We start from the raw sequence: 13,228 nt of genomic DNA on the forward strand, positions 1-13,228 counted from the left end.
ATTACACACCGTGTTTATCAACCAGTGCACGTACACGCAGCTCGATTTCTTTGTGAGTCAGCTCTTTCTCACGTTCAAGCAACAATGCCTTTTCCCTCGAGTACAAAACCCAAGACTCCTGAGGTGTGACGTCCTTGGTATCCGGCCTTACTACATCACCCATGTCTCACCTCCAATCACAGCAAGGAAACCATCAGCAGAGAGTAGGTAGTTCTTCTCCATGGTGAAGGGCATGTAGAGCAGCAAAATGAATTTCTTGAATGGGGAGGCCATTACGTAATCTCCCCTTCGCTCAATTTGGCAATGAATGCCTCAACAGCGGCAAGGTCGTAACGAATAGCCCGCGGTCCGATATGGACAGCCTTGGGGAAATTCGGATTATTTTTACGCCAGCGGTAGATGGTAGCCCGCGAGATTTCCAGTTTTTTACGCAAGCTTGCTTCGGAAATCAGCATCGTATTAGGTTGATTCATAAGATTGCTCCTTGGTTTTTTGCATTCGAGAGCAGTCTGAAGGAATGTCAACCTATGAGGCCAGCCCTACAGGGGTGAAAGCTTAATTGAGCCTGATCGCCCCCCTTTGGGGGCGTCTATGTCAACTCAACAATTTAGTGATTTATCTCGACAAGCAATTAATTAACGACATTATCAACCAGATAGAGCAGTGCTTGAGTGATGAGTCTCTAAAGAGTACTCTGCGAGATCTAACCAACCTGCGCGAGTCCTACAGGTGAGGGGATTCAGTGGATGGGACGTACAGGCATTCTATGGGGTTTGCGTTACGGGCTAGACAGAGAGCAATGTGACGTTCGAGGATGGGGCTCAAGAGTAGGATGAGCCAGACAGAAATGCCGCCTGACCCTAAACACCAGATTGGTCAACGACAGCTTTCCAAACTGCGACGTATACGAACATTCGCCGCGAAGCTACCCATCATTTACTCCCCAAGGTTTGCAGAGACACCAGGATCCATTTCAGTCTGCAGCAAGCGTCGTTCCCATAATTCCAAGGCATGACGCTTTTCTGGAAGATATTCATAACGATCATAGTGTTTGCTGGATACGTCATTCCGGGCGTGATTCTGGAGGCGGTCGCGCAGATCTTTGGCAATACCAAGCTCACCCATCAGGGTTTTACAGGTACGCCGGAAGTCACGGGGGATAAAATGCTCCATCTGGGTTCGTTTTCTGTAACGGTCGATAGCTTGGCTCAGTGATGCCATCGGCATAGGCTTATCCGACTGCAGGGCATGAGGAAAGATAAAAGGGCTATCACCAGCTAGCTCTTGTTGGAACCGAAGGACAAACAAGGCGCTATCAGTGAGTGGAACAATGTGGATACGCTTATTTTTTGAAATGTCGGCGGTAATGGTCAGAGTTTTGGCTTGCCAATCAATATTGGCCCAACGGGATTCAGCCAGTTCATTGGGCCTCTGACCTCCGGTGAAGAAACACAACCGGATCAGGTTGCGTAGGGTCGGGCCAAGGCTCGTTGGCTGCTCCATATCATCGAGTAGTTGACGGGTTTCGCTCCATGATAGGAATCGTTCTCCGACGCGCTCCGCAGCTTTCTGTTTGGGTATCGCGTCCACTGGGTTCATCACAAGGCCAAACTTAGCATCATCTATGAAGTTGGCAGGATCGTTGTCGTGCTTGAGGCCGTAATTGAAGGCTGCCATCAGGTAACTACGTACCCGGTTTGATTGGGTGCTTGCTCCCCGGCGTATCATGTGGGCCAAAATGATCTTGATATCATGAGCGGTCACATCCTTTGCTTTGGTCGTCTTGCTCAGATGCGGGTATGTCTCTTTTTCCAACGCCAACATCACAGCCGCATGGGTACGTTTACCGTCTTTCTTCATCTGTTGGGTATAGCTTTGGAATAACTGCCCTATGGTGCCTTGTTGCTCATGCTCTCGCTTGGCCTGCTCACGCTCTTTTGATTGTCGTTCTTGCTCATCTTTGGGGTCTAAACCATCTCGGATTGTCTGGCTCAAGGCCCGGGCTTTGTTGCGGGCATCGGCAAGGCACAGCGTGGGAAAACTGCCAAGTTGGATGAAGGCCCGCTTTCCTTTGCGCATGTAGCGGAAGACAAACATCTTGCCACCACTTGGAAGAACTTTGACCCCGAGCCCACCAGCCCCACGAGTACGGGTATCATCCATCCTGTAATAGGCATTGGTTTTCGCTGGTAGTGCAGCGATATCATTGGGCGTTAATGGCATAGTCGACAGGTCTCGCTAAAAGCACCCATGCTCAAATCATGGTGCTTTAATGGGTGCTTTTAAGATGAAGCTATCTGATATTTTACGAGATCTTATGAGACAAGCAAGTTTGCTATATGTATGTGTTTACTATGATTTTTGTATGCTTTCTGAAACGCAATGAGACATTGTGAGAATGTAAATTCTACGACTCATAATCGATTGGTCGTGGGTTCAAGTCCCCCAGGGGCCACCAAATTAGAAAAGGCCGCTCATCATGAGCGGCCTTTTTGCATCTGCGGATCGGGCAATGTCCAGTGATAAGCTCGATGAGGTCATAGAAAAGACCCGCCATGGGCGGGTCTGGGCAGGGTCCGGATCAGGCGCCTCACTCAGAGACAAGGAGCCTAATGCTGAGCCTCAGGTTTGCTCGTTGCTGCCGCTCTGGATGGATGAGCGACGCCCGATGGCAGGCAGCATCCGGGTAACCAGATTGCTGCGCTGGCGCCAGGAGGTGAAGACGATGGCCAGCAGATGCAGACCAATCAGTCCCTGCAGCGCCACCACGCACCACTCATGCCACTCGTCAGCCCCCAGTTCAAATCCCGTCTCGGTATTTTGAAACCAGCCGCTGCCAGCAGTGGCCAGCACAACCAGCCAGAGCGCCCACACGGCAAGCTTGCCGCTACCGTGATGACCCGGAGCCGGAGGCTGCCGCTCACGCATCTCGCGCGCTTGCTGGCGAAAATCCTCACCGCTGGGGATGAGGGCACCAAGGCGAGCGTAGCCACGGGCGAAAGTGAGCCCCCAGAGCAGACGCAAGGAGATCAGCCCAATGGCGCCGTAACCCAGCCACTCATGCCACTCCTCCCCCGCTTCGTTAACCCAGAGGTTGCCGATGCAGACTGCCGCCAAGCCCCAGTGGGTCAGGCGAACCAGCGGATCCCAGCGAAAGGGCTCACCCTTTTTGCTTGGCATATTTGTGGTACTCCTTCTTCAGGTCGTTGACCTTGGCCAGATGTTCGCGCGCCTTGGCCTCATCACCCGCCTTGAGTGCGGCCAGGCTGGCGTCCAGCTCGGTCTGTACCTCGTTCATCCCTTCAAGGAATTTCTCTTTCTTGGCGGCCGGCATGTTCTTCTGCTTGGCCACATCAAGCTGGGCCTTCATCTCGTTGATGTGCTTCTCCATGGTGGCTGCATCATCAGCCTTGACGGCCTGCTTGTAGTTGAAGCCAATCTTCTTCATCGGCTGTTCCAGATCACCCGCCACGGCAGGCAGGGTCATCAGGCCAAACATCAGGGGCAGCAGCAGGGGGCGGACGGTTTTCAACATGGGATTTCCTTATATAACGACATGCTCGAATTGTTAGGGGTACTTATGAATCCAAACAAGAATTCATCACCAGCATGATGCCATGACTCATGGTGAAACGTTTGTGAAAAATGCTGTTTTTTGTGGCAAATAGTGACAGATATGCCGCGCTTGTTTGCGCTTGGTAACTGATTGAACGCAGGTGACACGCACCATGGGGATGGTTGAAAGCGGTAAACAGGGACAAAAAACCCCGCCGTAGCGGGGTCTGAATCAGCTGGCCATTTGCGTGCGTCAGTTACTCCTGTTCGCGAGCAATGGCGCGCCAGCCGATATCCTTGCGGTAGAAGACGCCATCCCACTTGATGCGGCCAGCGAGCTGATAGGCACGCTGCTGGGCTTCTGCCACTGTGTGGCCGAGGGCGGTGGCGCACAACACGCGGCCGCCAGCGGTCAGGCTGGTATCGCCCTCCAGGCGGGTACCGGCATGGAACACCTTCTCGCCCGCCACTTCATCCACCGGCAAGCCGCTGATGGGGTGATTGGTGCTGTAATCACCGGGATAGCCACCCGCCGCCAACACCACGCCGATAGCGGCGCGGGGATCATAGATGGCCTCTTTCTGATCCAGATTGCCTGCGCAAGCGGCCAGGCAGAGCTCCACCAGATCGGACTGCATCCGCAGCATGATGGGCTGGGTCTCGGGATCGCCGAACCGGCAGTTGAACTCGATTACCTTGGGATTGCCTGCACCGTCGATCATCAGACCGGCGTAGAGGAAACCGGTGTAGACGTTGCCTTCGGCAGCCATGCCGCGCACGGTCGGCATGATCACCTGCTCCATCACGCGTCGATGTACCTCGGCGGTCACCACAGGCGCCGGGGAGTAAGCCCCCATACCGCCGGTGTTGAGGCCGGTATCACCGTCGCCAACTCGCTTGTGATCCTGACTGGTGGCCATCGGCAGCACGTGCTCGCCATCGACCATGACGATGAAACTCGCCTCTTCACCCTCCAGAAACTCCTCAATCACCACCCGGGAGCCCGCTTCGCCAAAGGCATTGCCGGAGAGCATGTCGCGCACCGCGTCTTCCGCCTCCTGCAAGGTCATGGCGACAATCACCCCCTTGCCCGCCGCCAGACCATCGGCCTTGATGACGATGGGAGCCCCCTTCTCGCGCAGATAAGCGAGTGCAGGCTCCACTTCGGTGAAGTTCTGGTACTCGGCAGTCGGGATGGCGTGACGGGCCAGGAAATCCTTGGTGAAAGCCTTGGAGCCTTCCAGCTGGGCTGCGGCAGCCGTCGGGCCAAAGATCGGCTGACCGGCGGCGCGGAAGGCATCCACCACCCCTTTCACCAGCGGCGCTTCCGGCCCGACGATGGTGAGGCCGACCTGCTTCTCTTTGGCAAAGGCCAGCAGCCCTTCGATATCGGTCGCCTCGATGGCGACGTTCTCGACACCCGGCTCAAGCTGGGTGCCTGCATTGCCCGGCGCCACAAAAACGTGACGCACCAGCGGGGAGTGTTTGGCCTTCCAGGCCAGAGCGTGTTCACGGCCACCGTTGCCAATGATCAGTACTTTCATCGTATCGCTCGCTTCTATTTGTGGTCACTGGACGGCCACCCGGGCCGTCAGTCAGTGGAAATAGTCAGTTGAAAAGAGACAACAAAAGGGCCGCCATCGGCAGCCCCTGACCCATCAATGACGGAAATGGCGCATGTTGGTGAACACCATGCACATGCCGTGTTCGTCGGCGGCATCGATCACCTCCTGATCGCGCATCGAGCCACCCGGCTGGATCACGCAGGAGATACCGGCCTGCGCGGCAGCATCGATACCGTCGCGGAACGGGAAGAAGGCATCGGAGGCCATCACGGAGCCCGCCACGGTCAGCCCTTCATCCGCCGCCTTGATACCGGCGATTTTGGCCGAATAAACACGGCTCATCTGGCCTGCGCCGACGCCGATGGTCTGGCCATCTTTGGCGTAGACGATGGCGTTGGATTTGACGAACTTGGCCACTTTCCAGCAGAACAGCAGATCTTGCAGCTCTGCCTCGGTCGGCTGGCGCTTGCTGACCACGGTCAGATCACCCAGCGTCACCATGCCGAGATCCCGCTCCTGTACCAGCAGGCCGCCGTTGACGCGCTTGAGGTCAAAGCCTTGCGCCGGTGCCGTCCACTGACCGCATTCGAGCAGACGCACGTTCTGCTTGGCAGCGACCGCATCGCGGGCCTCCTGGCTGACGGTGGGGGCGATGATCACTTCGACAAACTGGCGGGCCACGATGGCTGCCGCAGTGGCGCCATCCAGCTCGCGGTTGAAGGCGATGATGCCGCCAAAGGCGGAGGTGGGGTCGGTCTGGTAAGCGCGATCGTAGGCACTCAGCAGGTCGCTACCGATGGCCACGCCGCAGGGGTTGGCATGCTTGACGATGACGCAGGCCGGCTCGTCGAACTCCTTCACACACTCCAACGCCGCATCGGTATCGGCGATGTTGTTGTAGGAGAGCGCCTTGCCCTGCAGCTGGGTAGCGCTGGAGACAGAACCCGGCGCGGCATGCTCTTCGGCGTAGAAGGCGGCTGCCTGATGGCTGTTTTCGCCGTAACGCATGTCCTGCTTCTTGATGAACTGGCTGTTGAAGGTGCGCGGGAAGCGGGACTCCTCGTCACCCTCCTTGTTGTCACCGTAAGAAGGAACCATGGTGCCGAAATAGTTGGCGATCATGCCATCGTAGGCAGCGGTGTGCTCGAAGGCAGCGATGGCCAGATCGAAACGGGTCGCCAGTTTCAGGCTGTTGCCGTTGGCATCCATCTCGCGAATAACCCGATCATAGTCGGCAGCTTTGACGACGATAGCGACATCTTTATGGTTTTTGGCGGCAGAGCGCACCATGGTCGGGCCGCCGATGTCGATGTTCTCGACTGCATCGGCCAGGGTGCAGCCCGCTTTGGCAACGGTAGCAGCAAAGGGATAGAGGTTGACGACAACCATGTCGATGGGGGAGATAGCGTGCTGGGCCATGATGGCGTCATCCTGATCCCGACGGCCGAGGATGCCGCCATGAACCTTGGGATGCAGGGTCTTGACTCGGCCATCCATCATTTCAGGGAAACCCGTGTAGTCGGAGACCTCGGTCACCGGCAGACCCGCCTCGCCAAGCAGCTTGGCGGTACCGCCCGTGGAGAGCAGGGCAACACCACGCTCGTTGAGTGCCTTGGCAAATTCCAGAATGCCAGTTTTGTCAGACACACTCAGCAGTGCACGGCGAATGGGTCGAGCTTGTTCCATCACACTATCGTCCTCAACATAACGGGGACCGTTCCATGGGAGGCGAGGCTCAACACAGAGAGTCCCCAAATAAATGGAAGTGGGGGATTTCGCAAACCACTCTCGCCCCGACATCCGGCAAAAGCGTTTTAGGAAATGCCCGCTTGGTGCGGCGCTCTGTTATGGGCGCGTATTCTACACAAAAAATGTGACCTGTGGTGGATTTTTTGAAACGGCAAAGCCTTATTTGGCGTGACGTTAAACGTTTTCCACTTGATTTTCTCGAAACGTTTGCACTTTCAGTGTTTTATGGAAAAAAGGGTCGCCAGGAGATGTTTATCTGCCCCTTTTATGCCCTTGGCTGGCAATCCATGGGCAAAGGGGTGATAGTGGATTCCGGTTTTTGTGGCGGCATACATTCAAGGGGAGAGAGAGCATGTATCGGATCGGTGAACTGGCCAAGGCGTGCGGGGTCAAGGCAGATACCCTGCGTTTTTACGAGAAGAACGGGCTTATCTCACCGGGGATCCGCAACGAATCCGGCTACCGCCTCTACAGCGAACAGGACAAGCGGCGGCTGGAGTTCATCATTCGCGCCAAGTCGGTCGGATTCTCGCTGGCCGATATCGGCGAGCTGCTCGACCTCGATACCAACAAGGCCAAAGTCACCTGTCAGGAGGTGAAAGCGGTGGCCGACACCAAGCTGGCCCAGGTGGAGCAGAAGATCATCGAACTGACCCGCTTTCGCGACAACCTGCGAGAGCTCTCCAATATCTGCTGCGGCGGGCCGCGATCGGCGGAGCACTGCGCCATCCTCGAGACGCTGGAATCTGGCGCCCCGGCCCATCACGAGCATCACAACCACGACCAGCATGACCCGGTTCACGGCTGACATGGTATGCCTGACTGAGCGTGCCTAGCTCAGTGTGACTGACTCGGCGCGCCAAACGCATTGCTCCGGCGGCGATTTGGTGACAAAATCGCCGCGTTTTTAACCGGTGCCAGTGTATCCGGTTGCCGGGCGCTAGCCTGAACAGGCGCCCGCAGTGAAAACCGCCATCCAGACACAAAAATCAACACACCAAGAGAAAAGAAGAGGAGCCATCATGGCCAAAATTCGGGTCGACCAACCCGCCCTCCCCCGTGAGGAAAATGCGCAAGGGGGCCACTATGCCCATCAGCGCGGCGAGATAAAGGATAACCATCTGCACGCCCTGCTCTCCGATCCCCTGTTTCGCAGCCGGGTCGAGCGCAACAAGAAGGGTAAGGGGAGTTACCAGCGCAAGGCCAAATTTGGCAAGCGGTGGGAGCCCGGCCAACAGCAGATGATCCGCGTCTGCTGCTGAGCGGGTTTCTACCGCGCATAAACAATCAGGGCGCCATTGGCGCCCTGATTGTTTTGACAGAAGAAGCGATTTGACAACGCCAACTAACAGCCTCAGCAGGCCGCTCACTCATCCATAAAGAGTTCGAGCAACACGTTGAGATAGCGATGGCCGAGAGAAGTGAGCTGCCAGCTATCCCCCAGATCCTCGATAAGTTCCTTGCTCCGTGCGATGGCGAGCACTGTCTCGACCCGCTCCAGCGGCAAGCCGGTATAGGCCTCGAACTCCGCCTTGGGGGCCGGTTCAAACAGGCGGAAGCGGTTCATAAAGTATTCGAGCGGCAGATCGTCTGCCGTCACCTGCCACTGCTCGTCCAGATAGGGGCGACTCTTGTCCAGATACCCTTTCGGATGCTTCACCTTGGCGGTGCGCAGGATCTGTTGGTTCGCGAGATCAGTCACCTTGCCGTGGGCGCCACAGCCGATCCCCAGATAGTCGCCGAAACGCCAGTAGTTGAGGTTGTGATGGCACTGATAGCCCTCTTTGGCGTAAGCCGAGATCTCGTACTGGCGATAACCGCTGGCGGTGAGCATGGCGTGACCCTGCTCGTAGATGTCCCACAGGGTGTCATCTTCCGGCAGTGTGGGCGGCTTGGAGGCAAACGCCGTGTTCGGCTCTATGGTGAGCTGATACCAGGAGAGGTGCGGCGGTGCGCAGTCGATCGCCTGCTGCAGGTCATAAAGGGCATCGTCCAGACTCTGATCCGGCAGACCGTGCATCAGATCCAGATTGAAGGTAGGCAACTTGATGGCATGGGCCAGTGCGGCGGCCTTGCGCGCCTCTTCCGGGCCGTGAATGCGGCCGAGGCGGGTCAGCTTCTCCTGCTGGAAGCTCTGCACCCCGATGGAGATACGGTTGATGCCAGCGCGCTGGAAACCGGCGAACTTGTCCGCCTCCACCGTGCCCGGGTTGGCCTCCATGGTGATCTCGCAATCTGCGGCGAGCGGAATGCGGGCCCGCACCCCGTCCAGCAAGGCTTGCATCGCCTCCACCGTCAACAGGCTGGGGGTGCCGCCGCCGATAAAGATGGAGGAGAGCGGCCGCCCTTGTGCCCACTTCAGATCCTGATCCAGATCCTCCAGCAGAGCGGCGACATATTCGAGGTGAGGCAACTCCCCCTTCTGGGCATGGGAGTTGAAGTCACAGTAAGGGCACTTCTGGACACACCAGGGCACATGAATATAGAGAGAGAGCGGCGGCAGTTGCAGCATGGGGCTTCCAATAAAACGGGGGCTCAAGGCCCCCATTGTAGATGACTATGTGTAATTGACCGTGTGTAACCGACAAGGTGGCGAAGTGACTCAGTGCGCCGCAGCCAGCGCCGCTTTGAGTTTGGCCAGCGCCTGACCGCGATGGCTCAGCTGGTTTTTCAGCTCGGCGGGCATCTGGGCGGCGGTGCAGTCGTGATCCGGCACGAAGAAGACCGGGTCATAGCCAAAGCCATGTTGACCGCGCGGCTCGTCGATGATCATCCCTTCCCAGCTCGCCTGACAGATGATGGGGGTGGGATCATCGGCGTGACGCATATAGACCAGCACACACCAGAAACGGGCGCTCTTCAGGTACTCGGGGGCACCTTTGAGCTCGCCGAGCAGCTTCTCGATGTTGGCCTTGTCGCCGGCACCCACACCGGCAAAGCGGGCGGAGTAGACGCCGGGGCGCCCTTGCAGCAGATCGACTTCCAGACCGGAATCATCGGCCACGGCGGGCAGACCGGTAATGCGGGCGGCGTGGCGGGCCTTGATGATGGCATTCTCGACGAAGGTGGTGCCGGTCTCATCGGCATCGGAGACCGCAAACTCGCTCTGTGGGATCACCTGGATCTTCATATCGGCCAGCATGGCGGCCAATTCCTTCACCTTTTTCTGGTTACCTGTTGCCAGGACAAGCTTGTTCATCGAGCACCTCCGCAAAAATAATCTGCGCATTCTATGCGGCGCAAGCGTTTAGTAAAAGCGCCAATTACACCCGCTGTGATGGGGTTACGGGGGATTTGCCGCCATCGAATAACCAGCTTTTTAATACATGTTTCCATAATGGAATAACCAAAGTGATTAAATACCATTTCTATTCATTACTGTGAGTCAGTAGACTCGCGCCCCAATTCATTAACCTGGCTGACTAAAGAGGTGACAGATGCCATTGATACTTTTGCTCGTACTACTGGTGCTGTTCAGTCCGCTGGCTATCGACATCTACCTGCCCGCCATTCCGCAGATGGCCGAGCAGCTGGGCGCCGAAGTAACCCTGATGCAGGGCACCATCACCTGGTTCCTGTTCAGCATGGGGCTGGGGCAACTGCTTGTTGGCCCGCTGGCCGATCGCTACGGTCGCAAGCCTATCGCGCTGGGCGGCGTGCTGCTCTATGGCCTGAGCGCGCTGGGGGCCGGTTTTGCCGCTAGCCTCGGCGAATTGATGCTGGCCCGGGTGCTGCAGGGCTTCGGCGCCTGCGCTACTTCGGTCGCCGCCTTCTCGGTGGTGCGTGACAGCTATGGCCCGAAAAAGAGCGGTCAGATGATCTCCTATCTCAATGGCGCCATCTGCTTTATTCCTGCGCTGGCCCCCCTGCTCGGTGGCTGGCTCACCGCCAAGGCGGGCTGGTCTGCCAACTTCTGGTTTATGGCCGGTTATGCGCTCATCGTCGGCAGCTGGCTGATGTGGCGGATGCCGGAGACCCGCCCGGAGGAGACCCGCAGTGAAGGGGCCCTCATCAGCTGGTCCCGCTATAGCCCGGTGCTGCGCTCCCCCAGCTTCCTGTTCAACGCGTCCCTGTGCATGCTGGCGATGGCGGTGATCCTCGCTTATGTCACCGCCGCACCGGTGCAGCTGATGGTGAAACTGGGGCTCGATATGAGCGGCTTTAGCTACTGGTTTACCGCCAACGCCGCGCTCAACATTCTGGCCTGCTTCATGGCGCCGCGCTTTATCGCCAAGGTGGGGCCAAGACGCACCCTGCGTATCGGCCTGCTGGTACTGATGCTCTCGGCCATCACCCTGACCCTCGCGATGCACATCGAACATCCGCTGGCGATGATGGGGCCGGTATTCCTCTCCAGCATCGGCTTTGCCATGATTCTGGGCTCGGCCGCCGGGATGGCGCTGGCACCATTCGGCCACTGCGCCGGTACCGCCGCCGCCCTGCTCGGCCTGTTCCAGATGAGCGGATCCGGCGCGTTGGTTGGCCTGACCGGCGCCCTGATGCACGACCCGCTGAGCCAGCTGGCGCTGCATATGTGGCTGCTGCTGCCGCCCTTGGTGATGCTGATGACCCGACGCGGTCGCCGCTTGTGTTTGCAATAAATCCTGTGCTCTGATGGGCACACTCAGGGGGCCATCGGCCCCCTTCTCGTTTGTATCGCCTTTACAACGAATGGCCATCCGGCAGAGAGCCTGCGATGGCAACCCCACTCACTCGATGTCAGCGGAGAACTCCCGATGAGCCACACTCTCAACGCAGCCCTGGTGGGCTATGGCTTTGCAGGCAAGACCTTTCACGCCCCCTTCCTCTCCACCACCCCGGGCTTGTCCCTCAGTTGGGTGGTGAGCCGCGATGCCGCCAAGGTGCAGGCCGATCTGCCCGGCTGCCGGGTCGGTTCACTGGAGGAGGTGCTAAGCGATGAGACCGTCGATCTGGTGGTGATCGCCACCCCCAACGACACCCACGCTCCTCTGGCCCGCCAGGCGCTGCTGGCAGGCAAACATGTGGTGATCGACAAGCCCTTTGCACTGGATCTGGCCGAGGCGCAAGCGCTGGTCGAGCTGGCCGAAAAGCAGCAGCGGCTGCTCAGTATCTTCCACAACCGGCGCTGGGATGGAGATTTTCTTACCGTGCGCCGTTTGATTGGCGAGGGGACGCTGGGGCAGATCGCCCAGTTCGAATCCCACTTCGATCGCTATCGCCCCGAAGTGCGCCAGCGCTGGCGCGAAGCGGGTGGCCCGGGTTCCGGCCTCTGGTTCGATCTCGGCCCCCATGTGCTGGATCAGGCATTGCAGCTGTTCGGCCAGCCGGACTGGTTGCAGGCCGATCTGGCCGAGCAGCGCCCCGGCGCACTGGCGGACGACTACTTCCATGTGGTGCTGGGTTACGGTGCTCTGCGGGTTATTCTGCATGGCAGCAGTCTGGTCTCGGCCACCATGCCGCGCTTTGTCATTCACGGCAGCCAGGGTTCGTTCGTGAAATTCGGTATGGATGTGCAGGAAGATCAGCTCAAGCAGGGCAAGCGGCCACCGGCGGCTGATTGGGGCATGGATAGCGAACCCGGTCAGCTCAGCCGCATTGTCGATGGTCAGTTACAGCAGCAGAGCGTAGTGGGTGAGGCGGGGGATTATGGCGCCTACTATCGCGGTGTCTGCGCCGCCATCCAGGGCGAAGGGAGCAACCCGGTGCCAGCAAGTGAAGCGCTGGCGGTGATGGCGCTGCTGGATCTGGCCCGTCAGAGCCACCTTGAGGGAAAACGGCTGCCCTGTCAGAAGCTGTCTGACTAAGGTGTGGGCCATCGGCCGCGCTTGAGCAACCTTGACCTTGCTAAACCGCCACAAGATGGCAGTAAAGCGGTGTTTCATTGTGCAATTAGTGCCATTTAACGGCATCTTGTATTGATATCAGTCGTTGCAGTGGAGCTTTTTATCCACGGCACGAAAAAATGTCATTGTGATATCCGTTTTCATCGGTAACTAATGGGGCTATATTGCGCCCGCCTGCTGCCTCCCGGCTTCTTGTTTCAATACCGGGCAACGGTGGGCGCTGTGATGGTTGCACAGACCATCTCTCCATCTTTTTTTGAGGGAATGCACATGAACAAAGTACTGGTAGCCGGTATCCTGGGTCTGATGTTGACTGCTTGCGGTCAGAAAGAAGAAAAAGCTGCCGCTCCTGCTGCTGCTCCGGCCGCCGAAGTTGCTGCCACTGTAGAAAAAGCCGCTAGCGAAGCCACCTCTACCGTAGAGAAGGCCACCTCCGAAGCGACTGCAACCGTAGAAAAAGCTGCTACCGAAGCCGCTACCAAGGTTGAAGCTGCAGTGAGCGATGCCAAGGCCAACTAAGCCTGCACCTCATTC

At 57.8% G+C, this 13,228-nt stretch carries 14 protein-coding genes; 5 read left to right on the forward strand and 9 right to left on the reverse strand.

Features of this window, described 5'->3' with window-relative positions:
* Position 1: 1 nt before the first annotated feature.
* The 7 genes from G5229_RS08310 to purH all read right to left on the reverse strand — a co-directional run bounded on the left by G5229_RS08310 (position 2) and on the right by purH (position 6,806).
* Complete coding sequence (locus G5229_RS08310) at positions 2-163, reverse strand: hypothetical protein (RefSeq protein WP_158651145.1); 162 nt, start codon at positions 161-163, stop codon at positions 2-4.
* 109 nt (positions 164-272) lie between these two features.
* On the reverse strand, positions 273-473 hold the full coding sequence (locus G5229_RS08315) for a helix-turn-helix transcriptional regulator (protein ID WP_100646754.1): 201 nt from the start codon (positions 471-473) through the stop codon (positions 273-275).
* A 463-nt stretch (positions 474-936) separates the two neighbouring features.
* Positions 937-2,223 (reverse strand): tyrosine-type recombinase/integrase, encoded by a 1,287-nt coding sequence (locus G5229_RS08320; protein WP_100654530.1) that lies wholly within the window; start codon positions 2,221-2,223, stop codon positions 937-939.
* A 399-nt stretch (positions 2,224-2,622) separates the two neighbouring features.
* Entirely contained in the window at positions 2,623-3,180 is a 558-nt protein-coding gene (locus G5229_RS08325) for a cytochrome b/b6 domain-containing protein (RefSeq protein ID WP_236325557.1), read from the reverse strand.
* Complete coding sequence (locus G5229_RS08330) at positions 3,161-3,535, reverse strand: cytochrome b562 (protein WP_005349056.1); 375 nt, start codon at positions 3,533-3,535, stop codon at positions 3,161-3,163. The genes G5229_RS08325 and G5229_RS08330 overlap by 20 nt, the downstream gene beginning before the upstream one ends.
* A gap of 277 nt (positions 3,536-3,812) precedes the next feature.
* Entirely contained in the window at positions 3,813-5,099 is a 1,287-nt protein-coding gene (gene purD / locus G5229_RS08335; protein WP_421208948.1) for a phosphoribosylamine--glycine ligase, read from the reverse strand.
* Positions 5,100-5,213: 114 nt separating this feature from the next.
* Complete coding sequence (gene purH / locus G5229_RS08340) at positions 5,214-6,806, reverse strand: bifunctional phosphoribosylaminoimidazolecarboxamide formyltransferase/IMP cyclohydrolase (RefSeq protein ID WP_005340545.1); 1,593 nt, start codon at positions 6,804-6,806, stop codon at positions 5,214-5,216.
* Between the two features lie 415 nt (positions 6,807-7,221).
* Here purH and zntR point away from each other — a divergent pair, with 415 nt between their 5' ends.
* Both zntR and G5229_RS08350 read left to right on the forward strand, forming a co-directional pair.
* Complete coding sequence (gene zntR, locus G5229_RS08345; protein WP_043825867.1) at positions 7,222-7,677, forward strand: Zn(2+)-responsive transcriptional regulator; 456 nt, start codon at positions 7,222-7,224, stop codon at positions 7,675-7,677.
* A 214-nt stretch (positions 7,678-7,891) separates the two neighbouring features.
* Positions 7,892-8,131 carry an alternative ribosome-rescue factor A gene (locus G5229_RS08350; RefSeq protein ID WP_100654533.1) on the forward strand — a complete coding sequence of 80 codons (240 nt, stop codon included), beginning with the start codon at positions 7,892-7,894 and terminating at the stop codon, positions 8,129-8,131.
* A 104-nt stretch (positions 8,132-8,235) separates the two neighbouring features.
* Here G5229_RS08350 and hemW read toward each other — a convergent pair whose 3' ends face one another.
* Both hemW and rdgB read right to left on the reverse strand, forming a co-directional pair.
* Entirely contained in the window at positions 8,236-9,381 is a 1,146-nt protein-coding gene (hemW, locus tag G5229_RS08355; RefSeq protein ID WP_421208949.1) for a radical SAM family heme chaperone HemW, read from the reverse strand.
* A 90-nt stretch (positions 9,382-9,471) separates the two neighbouring features.
* Positions 9,472-10,068 carry an RdgB/HAM1 family non-canonical purine NTP pyrophosphatase gene (rdgB, locus tag G5229_RS08360; protein ID WP_076495765.1) on the reverse strand — a complete coding sequence of 199 codons (597 nt, stop codon included), beginning with the start codon at positions 10,066-10,068 and terminating at the stop codon, positions 9,472-9,474.
* A gap of 238 nt (positions 10,069-10,306) precedes the next feature.
* Between rdgB and G5229_RS08365 the strand changes: the two genes are divergently transcribed.
* The 3 genes from G5229_RS08365 (at position 10,307) to G5229_RS08375 (ending at position 13,213) form a co-directional block, all read left to right on the forward strand.
* Positions 10,307-11,470: a multidrug effflux MFS transporter gene (locus G5229_RS08365; RefSeq protein ID WP_076495766.1), complete on the forward strand. Its 1,164-nt coding sequence runs from the start codon at positions 10,307-10,309 to the stop codon at positions 11,468-11,470.
* Positions 11,471-11,605: 135 nt separating this feature from the next.
* On the forward strand, positions 11,606-12,655 hold the full coding sequence (locus tag G5229_RS08370) for an oxidoreductase (RefSeq protein ID WP_201987901.1): 1,050 nt from the start codon (positions 11,606-11,608) through the stop codon (positions 12,653-12,655).
* A gap of 309 nt (positions 12,656-12,964) precedes the next feature.
* Positions 12,965-13,213 (forward strand): hypothetical protein, encoded by a 249-nt coding sequence (locus G5229_RS08375; protein WP_005340533.1) that lies wholly within the window; start codon positions 12,965-12,967, stop codon positions 13,211-13,213.
* Positions 13,214-13,228: the final 15 nt, after the last annotated feature.

Source organism: Aeromonas sp. 602396 (genome assembly GCF_049173735.1).
GTDB lineage: Bacteria > Pseudomonadota > Gammaproteobacteria > Enterobacterales > Aeromonadaceae > Aeromonas > Aeromonas veronii_A.